Here is a 19,016-nt window from a genome sequence, read left to right as displayed (position 1 = left end):
AATCGGCTCCCCTATAGAAAGACCTTAAAAGTCGGTGCGTCACCGAAGAAACTTCATAAACCTCAATCGTCAGTAGGCTTGGGAGCCTTCAGTGACTTTTCAATGTCGGTGAAGAAACCCATGTTTCTTCGGTGACTTATGTCAGAAGTCGGTGAAGACAGTTGCAGGTCGGTGAAGAAACATGGGATGTCACTGCGTCACCAATCCAGCCGCAACATAAAAACCAATGCATTGACCATTGTATTGTTATTTCGGCAGCCAAACAAAACCCACCCCTCTAGGGTGCCACACGGCAAACGGGAGAACACCATGGGACGCATCCCCGTCCACCATGACCACGCCAACCGATCCACACGCCACCACCCCCAACCCACCCATGATGCAAGGCGCCCCATGGCGCCACGAACTGCTCCGCCTGGTGGGCCTGCACTACCCCAGTGTCGACGTGGTCAACTTCACCGGACTGCTCACCATGCTCGAACGATGGCGCACCTACGGGGAGGCGGGCATGCTGTTCCACACACGCGCACCCCACACCCTCACCCCCATGCGCACCATCGAATTGGCGGACACGTTGGGCGGAGCACGCCTGCACACGGACTACTACCTGCCCGCCAAACGCCTCAACGCACACAGCCACATGCAACTGCCCACCGCACTCACCGCCATGCTCATGCTCATCCAGGACCACACCAGCCACAACCCCCACATGGTCGACATGTTCTGGCAACCATTCCCCTACAGCACCCCACACACCCGCAGCATGTGGCTCATGGCCCCAAGCCAATCCCCCGCGGCATGGCTGTACACACAGTTGCACCGCGACCAGGCGCGCATCCCCCGCACCGTGGCGCAATGGGCCATCACCAGTGCATGGAACCACACCACCGGCCACACCCCACCAAGCCCACGCCCCACAACCCTATCCGCGGACACCATGCCCATCACCACCTGACCGCACGTACGCGGACGCATACCCATGGGAGGCAACACCCTATGACACAAAGGAGCCCCCCATGGCGCACAATGACACCCCAACCGTACTGTACCAACGATTGGACCAATGGACGGACGGCGACAAACTCGCCAAAACCCTCCACCACCGCACCCGCCCCCTGATAGCCATCGTCCCCTACCACGACCAGGACCCCACCGACCTGACCCTCCTCGCCCGACGGTTCAACCACGTATGCGACATCGTCCGATTGCAATGGGACGCGCAACGCGCCTTCAACCAAGCCGCCGGAAACCAGTACATCACCCCCGGCACCATCCGCGCATGGCGCCCCGACGGGCGCTCGCGCTACTGGCGGCCCATGGAAGGAGACGACATACCCTCTTTGATCCATGGGTTTTGGGTTGTGACAACACCAGCGTCTCTTCCACGCCGGCGCGTATGCCGCGGGCGGATGACACGCAGCCGATGCGGCAGATGCGCGAACGGGTGCGTGAGCAGAAACGCGAACTGGAACGGTTGCGCGCGTTGGTGCCCGACCCGGACCAGTGGAGTGTGGACTGGCGTGAACGGCTCGATTATATGGTCCGCTATCGGTGGTTGCAGCGCATCCCGGCCGCGGAGAAACCCTCCCGGCCCCTGCCGGCCCAATGGCGGTATGCGGACTCGTTCGAGCAGTGGCCGCACAGCGCGGACCGGTGGAAGACGGTGGATGTGATGGTGGAGGTGCTGCTGGGATTGGACACATGTTCCTTCGCGCGTGGCACGCACCCGTTGCGTGCGGGCACCGGCGCCGGTATGCCCACACGCACCTGGCATGGGTTGCCGGTGCAACGCACGTCCATCAGCCGCATGCCCAGCGCACCCCGGTTGGGATACGTCGTGGACAATGGGACGGTGGTGTTTTTGGACGTGACCGTCCATGACGACCTATTGCTCTAACACACCGGGCCATGGGCCCGGTTCGATCAGGATGCGTTTGTACAACGCACGCCCTTGGACCATGGGCGCGCCATGGTCCAAGGGGCCGTGCCCGGTGCTGAGCATCCCTATGGGCCGGTAGCCGGCCGGCCACCGGTTGAGGATGCTCACCGGCGCACCCACACGCCCCGCCCAATCGCAAGGGATGAGGTTGCGGCTGGGCGCGTCGACCGCGTTGATCGTGTCATACAGGGGGTTGGTGTGCGGGTCATACCGGTGGGTGGGCGTGAACACGGCCGGTTCGGTTGGCATGTTCGTCAACCATCCCGTGTTCGTCACCCGCACCATGGGCCGCCCATCCGTGTCCACACGCCGCATGCGCGCATGCGCCGTACGGCCCTCGGGCAGTCTGAACCACATGCCCCCGTTGCCGGCGCGCACCCGCACTTGTCCTTGGATGAACGCGGGCAGGATCCGTGAGTACAGCACGCAGTGGATGTTCGCGACGATCAGCCAATCCACCGGCGTGGCCAACAACAGGGGCACGTAGTCATGCAACCGGGTGAAGGGCGGGTTGCCGAGCACCACGTCCGTGTGGCGCAACGCGTCCAGGCCGCTGGGCGCGTCGAAGCCGCCGCTGTCATGCGTGTCCTCCACCCACATGCGCTGTCCGTCATAATGGTGCAGACGCCCGGTGTCGCCGGGTTGGGCGAACAGGGTGCCATGATCGGGGTTGTACTCCATGCTCACCACCTCCCGCAGCCCCAACTCGTGGAACCGGCCGGTCAGGTACTGCCAGAACATGCTCCATTGCCCGTCGTTGGTGTTCAACAGGATGCGCGCGCCCCGCAACCGGTCCAGGTATGGCGCCAGACCGTGTTCTATCTCGAACAGGGGTGTGTAGAATTCATCGTCCGCGTTCGCTTGCGCGGCCAGAAGCGAGCTGTTCGTCATGCCCCGGCCTGATGCGTCCAACCACAGGACGCATCACACCCGTCGAATGTGTTTGATCGGTAGGGCAAGGAGCGGTGGAATATGGAAGTGCTCACATTGGGCCCGGACGCCACATTGGCGCAGGTGCAACAGCTGGTCACCGAACAACGCCATGCCATGGGGTTGGATGCCATGCCGGTGGCCATGCACGCGGATGTGGTGTGCGCGGACACCGGCCAGGCGGTGCAATGGTTGCAGGACCATGCCAACGGGATGGCGTTGCCCGCCGTGCTCTACCATGATGAGGCCATGCGCCCCGAACCCATGGATGATGCCGCATTGGATGAGCGGTTACGGGGGTTGCGGGCCAAACTGCGGGCCCGTGACCGGGCGTGGTGGAAAACCCACAAGCCCGCCAATGGGATGGTGGAGTGCCGTTGCAAACTAGTTTGTTGTAGTTTGCATGGCCTCGTTGCCGGGGCCAGCTCCAAGTCTCATGCCATTGTTTTGGCTGCTTGGTTCACGTTTCGCAGGGGTCTGCGCGGCCGGCTTGCGTCGGTCGCGTCTTGCGTCCCCTCCGCGTGCGTTTAGGGTCTCCGGGGCACTCCCGGCGACCATGATGTTGATGGCCGCGTTCAGGTCGCGGTCCATGTCAAGCCCGCACTTGTCGCAATGGTAGACGCGTTCGCTTAGGGGCAGTTTGGCTTTCACCGTCCCGCAGCGGCTGCATGTCTTGCTGCTTGGATACCACCGGTCGATGACGTGCAGTCTCGTGCCGGCGCGTGCGGTCTTGTACTCCAGTTGGCGGCGGAACTCGTGGAAGTCCGCGTCCAGTATGTGTTTGGCAAGCCGCCTGTTATGGCTCATGCCTTGCACGTTGAGGTCTTCAATACTGATGTCCGTGTAGTTGGTGGCGAGCCATGTGGTGAGTTTGCCGATATGGTCGGCGCGTTGTGCGGCGATGTGCGCGTGGATGCGGCGCACGCGCGCCAACGCCCTGTTCCATCGGTTCGATCCGCGCCCGTGGCTCATGTCCTTGTTTCGTCGGCTCAGCGTCTGCTGCGCGTGGCGGAGCCTGCGCTGCGCGTTCACGTAGTTGCGGGGGTTGGGGAACGTGGTGCCGTCGGACAGGGTGGCGAGTGTCCTGACGCCCAGGTCCACGCCGACCGGATGGTTGGCGCTTTCCCGTTTTCCCGTCTTCGGGCGGGTGCCCGCGGATTGTCGTTCGATGGTGAGAGACGCATACCAGAAGCCCGCGTGGCGGCTGACGGTCATGCGCACGACACGTCCCCCATGTACGCGTCGGGCGACGTTCTCCATGCAGTGCACGCGTCCGATGCGCGGCATCCGCAACGCCTTGGGGTCGCCGTCGATGAGGCCGAAGCTACCCGTCGTGTATGCGAAACGCGGGACGCTGGAACGTTTCGACTTGTATTTCGGCCAGCCGACCCTGCGGCCCGCGCGACTGCCTTTCCTGCTGTCCGACCAGTTCCTCAACGCCCGGGACAGCCATTCGAACGCGCTGTTGTACGCTTCCTTGCTGTTCTCGCGCCACCATGGGGCGAGCTCGTCCTTCCACTCGTTCCACCATCGACGCATCGCGTACATCGTCCAATCGGGCCTCTCGCCCAAGGCGAGCTGGCGTTGGACGTGCGTGAGCATGAGATTGTACGCGTAGCGCGCCCCGCCCGCATGGGATTCCATGAGACGCTCCTGTCGCGGCGAGGGGTCGAGCCGCACCCTGACGGCCTCATACGAGGTCATCGCGCATCGCCTCCAACGCTTTTTCCGCGCGATGCCTGGCTGATCGGCGTCCATACAGGCGTGCGCAGAACGAGGTCAGCACTTCGGTCATGTCCCGTACCAGATCGTCGTCCAGCTCCTCGTCGTCCACGACGATGACGCGCCGCCCCTGCGCCTTCAACGCGCTTTCGACCAATCCCGCGTTCATACGGGCAAGGCGATCACGATGCTCCACGATGATCGTGCCCACACCCGGGTCGGCCAGCAGACGGTTGAGCTTGCGCCGCTTGTCGTTCATGCCTGACCCCACTTCCATGACGACCTCAGGGTGTTCGACGCCCATGGCGAGGGCGAACGCCTTGAGCCGGTCGGCCTGACGTTGCAGGTCGGTCTTCTGGTCTGAACTGGACACGCGCGCATAGCACACCGTGCGCGAACCGTCGGGCGTCGCGCACGACCTGGTTTCGTATTTCGGGTCGTGGATGAGCCACATACCGGTCGGCGTATGCTCCACAGGCACGGGCATCGTGCCCTCACGGCACCACTTCCACACCGTCTGCGGATGCAACCCCTCACGGGCCGCCCATTCCTTCACCAACATGAAACCAAGTATAACATATCCAAACCACGCAAAACAAACTCATACACCAACAGATAACGGCCCCTCGTGGCGTGCGCGCTATCTTGTTCCCATGCGGGTGTCACACCACGCTGTTGAGCTTATCCGCCAACGCGCGCAGCTTCTCCATGTACTCGGTGTACACGCCCTTCGCATGCGCCGCCTGCTCACGGGCCTGCGCCACCATCCGGTCGCACTCAGCCTGCACCTGCTGCGCATGCGCCGTGGCGTCCTTGACGATCCGGTCCGCCTCCCCTTGAGCCTGACGCGCCTGCTGTTCAGCCTGCCGGTTCGCATCCTCCACGATCCGCGCCGCCTGCCGTTCACCCTCCTGCACTGCCGCCTGTCCCCGTTCGGTCAACTCCTTCGCGGTCTGCTGCGCGGACGCGACCATTTGGTCGGCCTGTGTGTGGGCGGCCGCCACGGTCTTGTCCGCCTCCTGTTGCGCCCGGGCCGTCAACTGGTCGCACTGCTGCTGCGCCTCCTGGACGAGCCGTTCGCCGCGCGCACGGCAATCGTTGACGAACCCCTGCTGTTGCTTCGCCAACGCCTCGATGCTGTTGGCCGCATCATGCCGGGCCTGCTCCAACTGGTCACGCAACTGTTCATTGTGCGTGGCCAACCGTTTGTTCTCCTCGATCAGTTCACGTTGCTGGGCCACCACCAGGTCATGTTGCGCCCATGCGCTGTTCGCTTGGGATTTCGCCTGGCCCAACCGGCGTTCGTAATCACCGATCGCCGCGTCCACCGCGGCCGGCTGATAGCCGCCGAAGCCCGTGCGCGGCAACCGTGGACGGGCCGTGTCCTCCCATGTGTCCTCCTTGGTGGCCGCCATGTCGATGACAGGGATGATGGCGGTCTCGTCGCCGCTGTTGATATGGTCCATGTTGCCCATGCGTTGCTCGCCCTCGTTTCCTCGAATGTTGTGGGTCGCCATGCCTCTATGCGTCACACCCCACAACGCCATACCGTCCTTGCCGAAGAACAAGCATGGGGTCGGGATTGGGCAAGGGCCGCCGGTGGTTGCCGACGACCCCAGGGGACTGTTTCTACACCCGGTAGATCAGCTATGGGAACCACTGGCTCCCCAACGACTGAGTATCTAGAATCAGTCGGAACCATCCCACAGGATCGCAGCCCACCCCCGGCCGGCATTCAGCCGCACCCCTCGGATGGTGCGACCCTGCCGGTCGGGCAAGCCGCCCGCCCCGTGGGGCGGTTCGCACGCGGAGGAAGGTTTGAACTTCCGGCCTGCGGTTTTGGAGACCGCCGCTCTACCAACTGAGCTATCCGCGTATTCGTGGGCTGGCGGGATTCGAACCCGCGTCCCCGGATTAAACGTCCGGTGCTCTATTCCGCTGAGCTACAGCCTCGCGCATACCCACCGTTATGATCGGCGCATATGCGGGATGCGTTCACCATCGCCTTATGGTGTTGCCGAAGATGGCGTGTCTTCGACCCTTTCGATCTTTAATAGGATCGGGACGAGCCTGCACCAAGGCCCGCACGTGGGGCGGCTGGGCTCGAACCAGCATCCGCTAGCGCTCTACCATTTGAGCTACACCCCTGACGGACGGCGATCAACCTGTCCGCCAATGTCCGGCCGCAGGCCTCCGGCTTCGTATGCGAAGCTCGGCCAGACAGCCATCCACGAACCGGCGGCCGCCAGGACCAGCCCTTCGACCCCTCCACTACAGAGAGTTCACAGGGGTGTGTCCACCTCCGTGGATGGTTCGCAGGCGGGGCAGGATTCGAACCTGCAACATACGGTTCCAAAGACCGTCGTGCTGCCAAATTGCACCACCCGCCTATATGCCGGTTTGCGCGTCCACCCACTCGCTGGACGCCACCCGCCGGCCCGGATGTGACGGACACCGCCCGCCATTGCGACCACCCGCAAACGCTTGCTGTGCCACGACAGGGTGGATGCCGCGGGGACCCGCCACATGGGTCCGGTGCCCGTCGTGTCCCTCACGCCCGACGGGTGGCGTACCTTGCGTACCCGCCCGGGATTCGAACCTGGATCTCCACCCACAGAGGGCGGCGTGCTGCCATTACACCAACAGGCCACTCACACCCCAATCAAACAGGGTGTAAGGCCGGAATGCCGGATTCGATTTCACCGGCAGCGCCAAGGTACGGTGTGCGTAAGCTCCGTTTTAAGCGCACCGTCCGTTGGGTCACTAACCCAGCTGTGAAGCCCGGATGTGCCTTGCCCTCCATACCCTAGGGCGTTTCAGCCAATTCCGTAAGCACCAGATGACGGCCATCATCTGGCACCCGTGCCTTCGGCGGGACTCGAACCCGCGGCCTTCCGCTCCGGAGGCGGACGCCCTATCCACTGGGCCACGAAGGCAATCGGCCACCTACCCCCGCCTACCCCAGGGGTTGGGATGATGGTCAGGTGCTCCATCCCTCTCCACATGCATATGGCATCACAGCCGATGACCGGACTGCTTCTTTCGTGTTCCCCGCGGGATTCGAACCCGCAACCAGCGAGGTTTGAGCTCGCCGCCTCTACCAGTTGGGCCAGGGGAACCAGCACCGGGCAACCGTCCGGCACACCCCACTATGCGTCCCAAGAACGGTCCAACGATTCGGCCTCCCGCATATCCATGTCATACTCCTCATCCATATGCCGCAGATACCGCTCATGCAACTGAGGCAGCCCATACCAACGCGCCCAACTCAACCATTGGCGCACATCCGCCAACTCACCGGCCGTCCGCACCCCTTGGCGCACATCCTCATCCGCATACTCGTCGCCCAGTTTCACATTCGTCTGCGCCTGCAGGAACAGATCGTCCAACACCACACGGTACGCGTCGAACACACGCTGGTCCTCATCATCGTGCACATCCTCCCACCCCATCGCGATGTCCAACAGTGACGAGATAGCCTGCACATCATCCTTGGCGGCTTTGCACGCCAACCGCGCCTTGCTGAACGGGCGCCGCATGCGCGCGATCCTCGCCTTCTGCTCCTCCACGGTTTCCATCACCATCAACTCCTAACCATCTAGTCGGGGAGGCGTTCGATCAACACGCGGGCGAACCGTTCCCGGCCACCCACCATGGCGCCCCATGCCATACGAATGCGTCCCCGACGTGAACAACCCCCGCACCCGCCAACACGGGTCCGGCAACCGGTCGAACACCGTGACCGGCACCCCATACAAGCCCGGCCGGTCCGGCAGCAACACCAACCGATCCACACACACCACATCCGGATGTGCATCGAACACCGGCAACCCTTCCCCCGTGCCCTGAGGGTGGAACGGGGCGCGTTCCACGGGCAGGGTGGTGAACCAGCGTGCGGTGCTCAACACCGCCGGCCGTTCTCCATGCACCATGAACCCCATACGTCCCGTGTCATACCCCAACCGCAACCGGCCACCCATCATGAGCGGGAACACCCCGTGGTATTTCACCGCGTTCATGTTGCCCAACACCAGCACATGCCGCGCATGCTCCACCATCAACGGCAGGTACTGCCCCAACAGGCTGAACGGCGGATTCGTGCACACCACATCCGCCTGGGCGGCGAACCGCAGACACTCCACACTGTCGAACGACCCGTCGCCATGCAACCGTGCATGCACCCAACCGGCTCCATCCCACTCCCATGTGTCCCCGCTGGCGTCCGGGGCGAACAGGGTATGCGAGGCCGGGTTGAACCGTGACAGACGCAACCCGGCCAACCCCAATTGGGTGTAATGCATGGCGAACCATTGGGCGAACATGCTCTCCGGCCCATCGCAATTGCAATACACCCGCATGCCACGCAACCCATCCATGTGCCGGGACAATTCCCGGTCCACGACCGGCCATGTGGTGTACCACTCGTCCGTGCTCTCCCCACGCCGGGCACGCAACATATTCGTATTGACCATACAAGCCGACTATGCGGCCCAACACGCTAACAGGTCACTGTGTGACGGGCTTGCCGCCGATCGTGTCCACCGTGGCCGCGCACAACGCGATGTCCGTATCCCGCCACACCCCATGCTCGTAATCGGCGTGCGCGTCCAACACGCGCACCGCATCCGGCCCCAACCCCCATGCGTGCACCGCCATCTCCATGTCCTGGCGGGACTCCCACACCGGGGACACACCCCGTTGGGTGGACGCCTGCATGTCCGGGTGCCGCAACGGTTCACCCACGGGGGTGGGCGGATAGAACCCGGCATGGGTGCCATCGACCGTCCGCTCATAGCGGCACACCCCTTGCTCACGGTCCCCCAACACCACGCTCATCTGACCAAGCCCATCGAACGTGCCGCTGGCACCGGTCAACCCGGTACCGGTCAGATCCACATTCGACAACGTGTCCACCCGGTGGAACGCCACACCCTCCACCCGGGCGCCAGACAAGTCCACATTGCGCAGTGCCGCATGATCAACATCCGCGTTACGCAAGTCGGCGCCGCGCATATCCGTGTCCGTGACCTGCGCATGGGGCAGATCCACGCCCGCCGCCCGCACGCCACGCAGGCTGCTGTTCCGGATGACGGCGCCGGTCAGATCGGCACGCACCAAGTTCGCATCATGCGCATCCACCCGGTCGAACCGGGCTTCCGTGAGGTTCGCGCCGTTGAGGTTCGCGCCCCCCATCCGCACCCGATCCCATTCGCTCCATGTCAGGTCACGGAACTGCAATGGGATCGCCCCCAGATCGCCGTTGATACGAGACCCTTCCACCAGATCGGCGCGCACCGGTGACGGCAGGTACGGGTCCACCCGCCCATACCCCACATCGCTCCCACCAATGGGCGGGGCTGGTTGTTGCGATTGTTCGACACGGCCACCCTCCCCGCGTTCCCGTTCCCACGCGAGCTCACGGTCCAATGCGGGCAGAGACTCCCGGTTGTTGTGCGCGTATGTGTCGTATTGGCCGCCCGCACTGTTCGGCGCGCCCTTGGGTTTGCGTGGCTGTGTCATCACACCCGTCCTTCGCATGATCGGAACTCTTGTTTGCCATCCCCCTGCTATGCGACAAACCGTCGCCACAAGGGCATAGAAGGCCGGCACCACCCTGGCATGGCAAGGAAGGCGGCGATGATGCAGCCACGCAAACCCAAAGGCGCACCCAATGGTACGGGCGGCCAATACACCACACACCCCACCGACCCCACCGGCCTGCCCCACCTGGACCAGCACACCGGCAACGGCCCCCAAGTGGACGACCGGACATTGGAACGCACCGCCCTATACCACCCCGACAGCCTGACCCGCGGCCGTGCATGGCATGAACGCATCACCCGCGGGGCCGTGTCCCCCACCATGTTGGCCGATGGGCAACGCCATGACCTCACCCGCCATCTGGCCCACCACTACGGCGACACACCCCACGAACTGCACACCCAACTCCACACCCTGGGTTGCGCCCGCACCTACCGGCAGATGGTCACCGAACACCAGCTGCCACCCATCACCCCATTGCCCGACACACCACAGCCGCCCGCCATGGACGTGTGCTCCCACCGATTCACCGATCCGCAGGTGCAGGACATGATGCGCATGATGGAACAGGCGATCATGCGTGGCCATCGGTGCGACGTCGCCCATATGGCGCACACCAACCCGTATGCGACCGTGCGTGGCCGCGCGTGCCGTGACATGATCGCCCACGGGGAACTGGACACGCATGGGTTGACCCGATTGCAACAGCATGATGTGGCCTTGAACCTGTACGATCAGCTCGCCGTCCTCGACCCGGACGGGTTCGCCCGCTCCCTGGAACACACCAATACCGTGGGCGCGTTCCAACACATGCTCGACATGGGCGAGGTGATGGACCCCACCAGCGCACGACACACAGTGGACCAGCCGACCGCACTGATGATACTGGCCATGTGCGCCGGCGACCCCCGGTTGGCCACACGCGCCGCCCGTGACCTCACCGAACACCCCGACCCGCAGGTGCAAACCCAGGCCCGCCTGCTCGCCCACACCACCATGGATTGGTGAGGACGCATCCCGTCAACAACCATTGCACGACAAGGAGCATGAGAACATGTGTGAGTATTGCGGCAACCCCACCCATGGCATGGACTGCATGGACTGCCATTGCGCCGTGTGCGCAAGCTGCCTGCTGGGCGAACTGTGCCCCGACTGCGCCGCCGACAACTGGTGAACCACCACGACAAAGGGTGGGGCCGCCGATCAGAACGACCCCACCCTTATCGTCAACCGTTGGCTGAAACGCCACCAGGCGTGTCTTGTTCGAGCAGTGTGTGCAGGCTGCGGCACCGGTCCGCCCACCGCGCCAACTCATGTTGCGCCCGCTCATACTCATGCTCCAGTTCCAACCGGGACCTGGGTGCGGTGAACATGCTCCCGTACGCCAACTCGCTCAACTCACGCCGGGTCTGCTCACCACGGGTACGCTCATAGAACCTAACCGTGACCAACGGGTCGGTGTGCCGCGCGAACAACTGCGCATCCTTGATCTCGCCGCCCTCATGGATGATCCGGCTGATCGCCGTCGCCCGGAACGCATGCGGCGTCACATCAGGCCGGCCCGCTTTCACCGCGGCCTTCTCCAACTGCGTACGCAACGTCCGGTCGCTCATCACCCGCGATTTGGCCGGCCGCAACAACATCGCCCCCGGCCGCGGCGCGTCCGTGAACCGGTCGATATGCTCCCGCAACACCGGCACCAACTGGGGCGGGATCGGCAACGCGTCCATGCTGCCCACCGTCTTCAACTCGGCCAGACGCAACTCGCCCGTATCATCCGGGCCTCGCCGGATGCTGTGGCGGATATGCACGACCATGCGGTCGAAATCGAAATCGTCCACACGCAACGCGCACAACTCACCGATACGCAAACCGAACGCGAGCAGCACGTTCACGCTCACGGCCGTGTATGCGGGCATGAACGATTTGATACGCGCCGCATCGGCCGCACTGACCTCCACCATCAACGACTTGTCCGACAACACGCGCCGTGGGATCGGAGCCATGCACGGCGACCGGTCCAACAACGCTGGCCGCCCGTCCGGCGGTTGCACCGCGCACCGCATGATCGCGCGCAGCATGATGTACGCCTCCCGTTTGGGCGTCGCATCCAACGGACAGGTGTCCAGCCATCGGTTCACGTCCGCCACACTGATCTCCTCCAGGGCGCGCATGCCGAACACCTGTTTGACCCGGTGCAACAGCAGGCGTTTGCGTCGCAGTGTGGCGGGCGCCAACGGTTCACGCGCGCTCTTGGGTTTGAACCGGCCCCACTTGTCCATCCACTCGTCCGCCCAATCCATGAACAACACGCCCCGCGTATGCTCACGCGCGTCCCGTTCCCTGGGGTGCGTCCAGTCCGCCGTGCCACGCTTGTACGCGCGCACCAGCAGCTCCTCCCCCTCCAACCACTCACGCGCCAACGCGGCCGTGGGAAACTGACGCCTGACCTTGCCCTTGGGTTGTTTGGGATGCGCGTACGCCGCCATCCACCCGACCGTTTTGCCTTGCTTGTTCTTCTTTTCGGTGATGCTACCGAACCGGTGTGTTCTCATGTTCTAACCTAATGCGACAAAGGATTGTTACTTGTGGTTTGCATGAGGCTGGTGTCTAAACAGGTGTCTAAACACCCCTGTCACGTTTCCGAAACGTGACAGGCAACCGGAACGCACACACCATGGACGCCCTTGTTGCGACACGCCCGACACGCCGGGGAATCCCAACGGACACGCCGAAACAAAACCCCACGAACCGCTGGTCCGTGGGGTTTGGATGTGGGTGATGTAGGAATCGAACCTACGACCCCTTCCGTGTGAAGGAAGTGCGCTAGCCGCTGCGCCAATCACCCGTGTTCAATTATATGCCGATTGCTCGGCTCGTGGGCGATACAAGATTCGAACTTGTGACCCCTTCCGTGTCAGGGAAGTGCGCTACCTCTGCGCCAACCGCCCGGTTAGCTTTGCGTGAATGCTACCATTCATGCGAGGTGGGTACGAGAGTCGAACTCGTCTATACGGCTTTGCAGGCCGCTGCCTAACCGCTTGGCTAACCCACCGTAAGGTCTGTTACGCTCGTCGGACCTTAGAGCGGACAACGGGACTCGGACCCGCGGTCTCGACCTTGGCAAGGTCGCGCTTTACCAACTAAGCTATGTCCGCATGTGTTCTCGCAGATTTCCTCTGCCTGAGCACGAGTATCTACTATAGCGTGATTGTTGAAGTTCGCAACTTCGGCGTGTCGCCGATGTGTCTTTCTCTCGACTGCTTTCGAGTATTTCCATTTATTTGTGATTGCTGTCATTGATATTGGAAACCGTGGAATTGACGCTGGCGGCGGGTAGTTTTGTGAACGAATATTCACACTCTTCACTCAGGGATTACCTTCACAGAATGCACGCTTTTCAAGGGTTACAGTTGTAAACATGAATGAACAAGGAATCAGAACCAGATACGTCATGGTTGCGGCGTTTGACGGTTGGAACGATGCATGCCAGAGCGCGACCAACGTGATCCGGCATCTTGTGTCGAGGTGCAGGTCCCTTGAGGTTGGTCATATCAACAAAGACGGTTTTACGATTATCAGACTGCACGACCGATGCAGTGCACCGTGCAGGGGTCGCGATGCATTCTGTGGCCACAGACGGCGTTCTACGATATCGAGGTGAACGAGAACCTGCATATTCTCGCACAACTCGGCCCTGAACCGAACTATCTGTGGCTTGAATACTGCAAGGAGAGCCTTCGTTTCGCGGAGCAATATGACGTCGAACGCATCATCACGCTCGGTTCGATGCTCGCCGAATGCCCGCACACCCGTTCGCTTCCCGTCGACATCTCCAACAGCGGTGTGGCACAGGATCCGGATTCCGCATACAACGGACCCATCGGCATCACGCACGCACTCGATGCGATGGCCGTCGAACAGGGATTCGACACGACATCACTATGGGTGTCGGTGCCGCAATACCTCGGTTCGAACGACCCATGTCCGCAGGCGACGTTGACACTGCTGGAAAAGCTCGGTGAGACGCTTGGCGTGAACCCTCCGACCGGCACTCTTGAGAACAAGGCCGAACAGTGGCGTTCTCGTTGCGACATCATCGTGCGCAATAACGCCGATCTCGGGCGCTTCCTCGTTCAGCTGGAGCATGAGCATGACATGCATGAGCAAGCCAAGGAACTGTCGTCTTCCGGCGCTCCTATGGCCGAACAACTGGTGCAGGAGGCGGAAGCGTTCCTGAGAGATCAGGATTAGAACGACCGGAACAAGGAGCGCGGCGAAACGAGAAAGCTCCATCAATGCAGTTGGCCCCTTCCCTACTACGGGAAGGGCAACTGCATTGATGCGAAGCTAGGTCAGACCATCAGGCGTTGCCGGCGACCGGAATGCCCTCCATTGGCGACAGCACGCCGCACAGCAACAGAATCGCCACAATGACGGCAAGGGCGATGCGGTAGATCGCGAAAGCCTTGTAGGAGTAAGTCGATACGAACTTGAGGAAACCGATGATCACGATGTAGCCGACGACGAAGGCAACCACCGTGGCCGCGATCGTCGCTCCCCAACCAGGGAACATCGCATCGGCGTTGACGTCTTTGATGGCTTTGACGGCTTCAAGAATGCCGGCGCCGAACACGGCGGGAATGGCCATCAGGAATGCGGCACGCACGGCGGCGTCGCGGCGGTAGCCCATGGCACGGCCGAAGGTGATGGTGCCGCCGGAGCGCGAGACGCCCGGAATCAACGCGAGCATCTGGCCGATGCCGAACCAGATGGCGTCTTTGGTGTTGATGTCGTCCAACGTCTTGACTTGACGCGATTTGTCGTCGACGATCCACAGGATGATGCCGAAGATGAACAGCATGGCAACCGTGATCCACAGGTTGCGCAATGTGGTTTCGATGACGCTCTGGAACAGCACGCCTGCGATCAGGATCGGGATGGTGGCGATGATGATGTACCAGCCGAGACGAGCGTCTTTGTTGTGGGCGCCGAATCGCGAAGCGCGGTCCTTGCCTTCCTTGCCGGCAAGGCACAGGCACCACGACTTGAGAATGTTCCAGATGTCATGGCGGAAATACAGTAGCACGGCGAGCTCGGTGCCGATCTGGATGATGGCGGTGAACGCGGCGCCGGGATCCCCTCCCAGCATGAGGTCACCGACGATGCGTATGTGGGCGCTCGACGAAACCGGCAGATATTCGGTAAGCGCTTGCACCAATCCAAGGAATATGGCTTGGAAGAAATTCATGAACCCTCTTTACATGTGGTTTGCTTGTGAATTGCTTGTCGCGTCTCTCACTGTAGCGGGTGGCTTCCCCGCGGAAGCGCGTCAAGGCTTTTTCACGATGGGGTGATGCTGGTAGAACATTGATAGAGAACATTTCCGGACGTGATGGAGGCACACGATGGCGCAGTTGCCGAAGTGCATACAGATCCGTGGCGCGAGAGTGCATAATCTCAAGAACGTCGATGTCGATGTGCCGCTGCATGCGCTGGTGGGCGTGTGCGGACTCTCGGGGTCGGGTAAATCGTCGTTGGCGTTGGGAGTGCTGTATGCCGAAGGGTCGCGCCGGTATTTGGAGGCGTTGTCGGCATATACGCGCCGCAGGCTCACACAGGCCAGTGAAGCGGACGTCGACAGCATCGAGCATATTCCGGCTGCGCTGGCATTGCACCAGCGACCCGCCGTTCCCGGCGTGCGCAGCACATTCGGCACGATGAGCGAGCTGCTCAACGTGTTGAGGCTGATGATGAGCAGATTGGCGAGCCATGCCTGCCCGAATGGTCATTTGGTGCCGCCCAGCACGAACGTGGCACTCGACAAGGAACTCACCTGCCCGGTTTGCGGCGCAACGTTCATACCACCGGCCGCGCAGGACTTCTCGTTCAACTCGACGGGCGCATGCCCCTCATGTGACGGAACCGGCGTGGTGCGCACGGTGAATCAAGCATCACTGGTGCCCGATCCGTCGTTGACGATCGACGAGGGTGCCGTTGCCCCATGGAACACGCTGATGTGGTCGATCATGAAAGACGTGTGCCGTGCGATGGGCGTGCGCACCGATGTGCCATTCAACCAGCTGACTGAGCATGAGAAGAACATCGTGTTGCACGGGCCGGCCGAGAAGAAGCATATTCTCTACACGTCGGAGAAACGCAGCCAGGTCACCGAGCTGAACTTCACGTTCTACAACGCCAACGCCACCGTCGAGAACGCACTCGAAAAGTCAAAGACGAACGCGGCATGAAACGAGTGGAACGATTCCTCACCGAAGGGCCATGCCCGGACTGCCACGGCACGAGACTCAATGCGCGGGCGCGAGCTTCGGTGCTGAACGGCAAAACGCTGCCGCAGATCTGCGAGATGACGCTCAGCGCATTGCAGCCGTGGGTGCAGCATCTGCCGCAGACGATGCCGCAGGATATGCAAACGATGGCGAAAGCATTGTGCGAACAGTTTGCGTTGACGTCACGGCGATTGCTTGAACTCGGGCTTGGATACTTGGCGATCGACCGTCGCGGCTCAACGCTGTCTACAGGAGAACGTCAACGCGTGCAACTGGCGCGCGCTGTGCGCGACATGACCACCGGGGTGCTGTATGTGCTCGATGAGCCATCCATTGGTCTTCATCCGGCCAATGTAGACGGGCTGCTGCATGTGGTGCGTGACTTGGTGGACGAAGGCAACTCCGTGGTGCTCGTCGACCATGACACCCAAGTGTTGCGCGAAGCGGATTCGCTGATAGAGATGGGCCCCGAGGCCGGGGCGAACGGCGGCCGCGTGCTGGCACAAGGCAGTGCAAGCGTTCTCGAACAAGATCCTGATTCGAAGATCGGACGGTTCCTCTCCGGAGAATACGAAGTGCGCGTACGACCACAGGTTGAGGCGGCGCACGTGTTCGACGATGGGGCGTTCGCCTTGCAGACCGCTCCCCTGCACACGGTGCATGCACTCGACGTTCGATTCCCGAAGGAGCGACTGGTGGCGGTGACCGGCGTTTCGGGCTCCGGCAAGACGACGATGGTGCTGGAAAGTTTGGTGCCCGCATTGCAGGCCGAAATTGAGCGTGCGGCGCTGCCGGAGCATGTGAAGCATCTCGAAGCTGGCGGCATCGACACAGTGCATATGATCGACGCGACGCCCATCGGAGCGAATGTACGCTCCACGGTGGCCACCTATTGCGGCGTGATGGACGTGCTGCGCAAACTGTTCGCAAAAACCGATGACGCCAAACGACTCAAACTCGGTGCTGGTGACTTCTCGTACAACACCGGTTCGCTGCGTTGCCCGACCTGCGATGGCACCGGCACGATCGTGCTCGACGTGCAGTTCCTGCCCGACGTGCAGATCGTGTGCCCCGACTGCCGTGGCAGTCGTTACGGCAAACAGGCGGACGCCATACGCTGGCATGCGCATAAAGGCAATGCAAGCTGCACGCTGCCCGAGCTTATGGCGATGAGCGTCGACGATGCCATGAAGACGATGCATTCGCTGCCGTCAGTACGCAACCGTTTGAAGACGCTCTCAGACTTGGGATTGGGGTATCTGACCGTGGGCGAGGCCACCCCTGCGCTCTCCGGCGGTGAGGCGCAGCGGCTCAAACTCGCCTCACAGATGGGCAGAAGCCAGAAGAACGCGTTGTTCGTGTTCGACGAGCCGACGATCGGCCTGCACCCGCTCGATGTGCGCACACTGATCGGCGTGTTCCAGCAACTGATCGACGCGCAGGCGAGCGTGATCGTCATCGAACACGACCTCGACCTGATTGCCAACGCCGACTATGTGATCGACATGGGGCCAGGCGGAGGCGAGGAAGGTGGCCGCATCGTCGCAACAGGCACGCCACGCCAGATCGCGGGCGACAAGCACAGTTTGACCGGCACATATCTCGCACAGACCTTGGCTCACACGCAGGCCGAGAAGGAGCGACGCAACGTGAAATAACACGATGCGCATACGATGAATGTGATCGGCAACGGCGAACACAAAGGAGCACCATGAACAACGCAACCACATACAGAAAAACACGCAGATTCGCCCCGAAGGGTTTCTTCGAATGTGAAGGCAAAGGACTCGAATGGCTCGGCGAAGCCCACGCGCAAGGCGGTCCGCGAGTGGTCAAAGTCTTCGACTGGGGTGATGACTACCTAGACATCGAACGCGTGAATCCGGCGATGCCTACAGCGAAGGCGGCATATGATTTCGGCGCCGCGCTCGCTCGCATGCACGATGCAGGCGCCCCGTATTTCGGCTCTGCGCCCAAAGACTACGATGGCACCTGCTATTTCGGCCCCTTGCAGGATCCGGTGCCGATGGACACGGGTACGTGGACCGATCCGGCTACATATTTGGCTGAAGGGCGCCTGCGTCCGATGGTGCAGATGGGCATAGAACGTGGCTCGCTGCGTGAATCCGACATGGATCTGACCAATGAGGTCATCGACGCCCTGCCTCAGCTTCTCGGGCGTGCCGCCGAAGACAAGCCGGCTCGTGTGCATGGCGATCTGTGGAGCGGCAATGTGATGTGGACAGCCGATTCCGGTGAGACCGAAGCCGTGCTCATCGATCCGGCCGCGCATGGCGGGCATCGTGAGGAGGATCTCGCGATGCTGCACCTGTTCGGTATGAGCTACCTGACCGAAATCACCGACGGATACATGTCGGTACACCCATTGAAGGCTGGCTGGCAGGAACGCATCACGCTATGGCAGCTCTACCCCATCGCAGGGCACTGTGTGTTCTTCGGCGGCGGTTACGTGAGTGAATACCGTGAGATGTGCCGCTCGCTGCTGCACTGACAGACAGTTGTAGATATTGCACTGCAAAAATCAAATCAGGGTGGTGTCTGCGGAGATAATCCGCAGACACCACCCTGATTTC

13 protein-coding genes, 10 tRNA genes and 2 pseudogenes are annotated in these 19,016 nt (G+C 62.0%); 6 read left to right on the top strand and 19 right to left on the bottom strand.

Annotation, left to right across the window (positions count from 1 at the left end; translation table 11 throughout):
* Nucleotides 1-331: 331 nt before the first annotated feature.
* Nucleotides 332-955: a hypothetical protein gene (locus GSD1FS_RS02325; RefSeq protein ID WP_155588171.1), complete on the top strand. Its 624-nt coding sequence runs from the start codon at nucleotides 332-334 to the stop codon at nucleotides 953-955.
* A 441-nt stretch (nucleotides 956-1,396) separates the two neighbouring features.
* Entirely contained in the window at nucleotides 1,397-1,897 is a 501-nt protein-coding gene (locus tag GSD1FS_RS02320) for a hypothetical protein (RefSeq protein ID WP_034258263.1), read from the top strand.
* Here the strand turns inward: GSD1FS_RS02320 and GSD1FS_RS02315 are convergent.
* From GSD1FS_RS02315 to GSD1FS_RS02255, 13 genes are all read right to left on the bottom strand, one after another.
* A complete protein-coding gene (locus tag GSD1FS_RS02315; RefSeq protein WP_155588170.1) occupies nucleotides 1,886-2,830 on the bottom strand; it encodes an adenine-specific methyltransferase EcoRI family protein in 945 nt (314 codons plus the stop codon). The genes GSD1FS_RS02320 and GSD1FS_RS02315 overlap by 12 nt on opposite strands.
* Nucleotides 2,831-3,253: 423 nt before the next feature.
* Nucleotides 3,254-4,573 carry an IS607 family element RNA-guided endonuclease TnpB gene (gene tnpB, locus GSD1FS_RS02310; RefSeq protein WP_129864295.1) on the bottom strand — a complete coding sequence of 440 codons (1,320 nt, stop codon included), beginning with the start codon at nucleotides 4,571-4,573 and terminating at the stop codon, nucleotides 3,254-3,256.
* Nucleotides 4,560-5,153 carry an IS607 family transposase gene (locus tag GSD1FS_RS02305; RefSeq protein ID WP_129864296.1) on the bottom strand — a complete coding sequence of 198 codons (594 nt, stop codon included), beginning with the start codon at nucleotides 5,151-5,153 and terminating at the stop codon, nucleotides 4,560-4,562. The genes tnpB and GSD1FS_RS02305 overlap by 14 nt, the downstream gene beginning before the upstream one ends.
* A gap of 100 nt (nucleotides 5,154-5,253) precedes the next feature.
* Nucleotides 5,254-6,108: a hypothetical protein gene (locus GSD1FS_RS02300; protein ID WP_155588169.1), complete on the bottom strand. Its 855-nt coding sequence runs from the start codon at nucleotides 6,106-6,108 to the stop codon at nucleotides 5,254-5,256.
* A 286-nt stretch (nucleotides 6,109-6,394) separates the two neighbouring features.
* A tRNA-Trp gene (locus GSD1FS_RS02295) sits at nucleotides 6,395-6,467 on the bottom strand.
* 5 nt (nucleotides 6,468-6,472) lie between these two features.
* A tRNA-Lys gene (locus GSD1FS_RS02290) sits at nucleotides 6,473-6,544 on the bottom strand.
* A gap of 135 nt (nucleotides 6,545-6,679) precedes the next feature.
* Nucleotides 6,680-6,739 (bottom strand) — tRNA-OTHER (locus GSD1FS_RS02285).
* 168 nt (nucleotides 6,740-6,907) lie between these two features.
* Nucleotides 6,908-6,981, bottom strand: a tRNA-Gln gene (locus GSD1FS_RS02280).
* A 473-nt stretch (nucleotides 6,982-7,454) separates the two neighbouring features.
* A tRNA-Arg gene (locus tag GSD1FS_RS02275) sits at nucleotides 7,455-7,527 on the bottom strand.
* A gap of 109 nt (nucleotides 7,528-7,636) precedes the next feature.
* Nucleotides 7,637-7,710 (bottom strand) — tRNA-Leu (locus tag GSD1FS_RS02270).
* A gap of 30 nt (nucleotides 7,711-7,740) precedes the next feature.
* The gene (locus tag GSD1FS_RS02265) at nucleotides 7,741-8,175 is read right to left on the bottom strand and encodes a hypothetical protein (protein ID WP_129854621.1); all 435 of its coding nucleotides are present in this window, start codon (nucleotides 8,173-8,175) and stop codon (nucleotides 7,741-7,743) included.
* A 6-nt stretch (nucleotides 8,176-8,181) separates the two neighbouring features.
* Complete coding sequence (locus GSD1FS_RS02260; protein WP_155588168.1) at nucleotides 8,182-9,063, bottom strand: adenine-specific methyltransferase EcoRI family protein; 882 nt, start codon at nucleotides 9,061-9,063, stop codon at nucleotides 8,182-8,184.
* A gap of 34 nt (nucleotides 9,064-9,097) precedes the next feature.
* On the bottom strand, nucleotides 9,098-10,111 hold the full coding sequence (locus GSD1FS_RS02255) for a pentapeptide repeat-containing protein (RefSeq protein ID WP_196424998.1): 1,014 nt from the start codon (nucleotides 10,109-10,111) through the stop codon (nucleotides 9,098-9,100).
* A gap of 462 nt (nucleotides 10,112-10,573) precedes the next feature.
* Here GSD1FS_RS02255 and GSD1FS_RS02250 point away from each other — a divergent pair, with 462 nt between their 5' ends.
* Nucleotides 10,574-11,140, top strand: a complete 567-nt coding sequence (locus GSD1FS_RS02250) for a hypothetical protein (RefSeq protein WP_155588166.1) — start codon at nucleotides 10,574-10,576, stop codon at nucleotides 11,138-11,140.
* A gap of 218 nt (nucleotides 11,141-11,358) precedes the next feature.
* Here the strand turns inward: GSD1FS_RS02250 and GSD1FS_RS02245 are convergent, their stop codons facing one another.
* The 5 genes from GSD1FS_RS02245 to GSD1FS_RS02225 form a co-directional block, all read right to left on the bottom strand.
* Nucleotides 11,359-12,621, bottom strand: a complete 1,263-nt coding sequence (locus GSD1FS_RS02245; protein ID WP_196424997.1) for a tyrosine-type recombinase/integrase — start codon at nucleotides 12,619-12,621, stop codon at nucleotides 11,359-11,361.
* A gap of 286 nt (nucleotides 12,622-12,907) precedes the next feature.
* Nucleotides 12,908-12,980: transfer RNA gene (locus GSD1FS_RS02240), tRNA-Val, on the bottom strand.
* Between the two features lie 31 nt (nucleotides 12,981-13,011).
* Nucleotides 13,012-13,083, bottom strand: a tRNA-Val gene (locus GSD1FS_RS02235).
* Nucleotides 13,084-13,116: 33 nt separating this feature from the next.
* Nucleotides 13,117-13,187: transfer RNA gene (locus tag GSD1FS_RS02230), tRNA-Cys, on the bottom strand.
* A gap of 30 nt (nucleotides 13,188-13,217) precedes the next feature.
* Nucleotides 13,218-13,290: transfer RNA gene (locus GSD1FS_RS02225), tRNA-Gly, on the bottom strand.
* Nucleotides 13,291-13,586: 296 nt separating this feature from the next.
* Here GSD1FS_RS02225 and GSD1FS_RS02220 point away from each other — a divergent pair.
* Nucleotides 13,587-14,386, top strand: a pseudogene (locus tag GSD1FS_RS02220) (PAC2 family protein).
* 109 nt (nucleotides 14,387-14,495) lie between these two features.
* Here the strand turns inward: GSD1FS_RS02220 and uppP are convergent.
* Nucleotides 14,496-15,383 carry an undecaprenyl-diphosphatase UppP gene (uppP, locus tag GSD1FS_RS02215; RefSeq protein WP_155588164.1) on the bottom strand — a complete coding sequence of 296 codons (888 nt, stop codon included), beginning with the start codon at nucleotides 15,381-15,383 and terminating at the stop codon, nucleotides 14,496-14,498.
* Nucleotides 15,384-15,540: 157 nt separating this feature from the next.
* On the opposite strand from uppP, the pseudogene GSD1FS_RS02210 reads away from it, so the two are divergent.
* Both GSD1FS_RS02210 and GSD1FS_RS02205 read left to right on the top strand, forming a co-directional pair.
* Nucleotides 15,541-18,080 (top strand): annotated as a pseudogene (locus GSD1FS_RS02210) (excinuclease ABC subunit UvrA).
* 53 nt (nucleotides 18,081-18,133) lie between these two features.
* Nucleotides 18,134-18,934 carry a fructosamine kinase family protein gene (locus GSD1FS_RS02205; RefSeq protein WP_155588163.1) on the top strand — a complete coding sequence of 267 codons (801 nt, stop codon included), beginning with the start codon at nucleotides 18,134-18,136 and terminating at the stop codon, nucleotides 18,932-18,934.
* Nucleotides 18,935-19,016: the final 82 nt, after the last annotated feature.

The organism is Bifidobacterium canis (genome assembly GCF_009727065.1).
Taxonomy (GTDB): Bacteria; Actinomycetota; Actinomycetes; order Actinomycetales; family Bifidobacteriaceae; genus Bifidobacterium; species Bifidobacterium canis.
The sequence above is the reverse complement of the archived record's forward strand: the minus strand, read 5'-3'. Positions and strand labels throughout refer to the sequence as shown.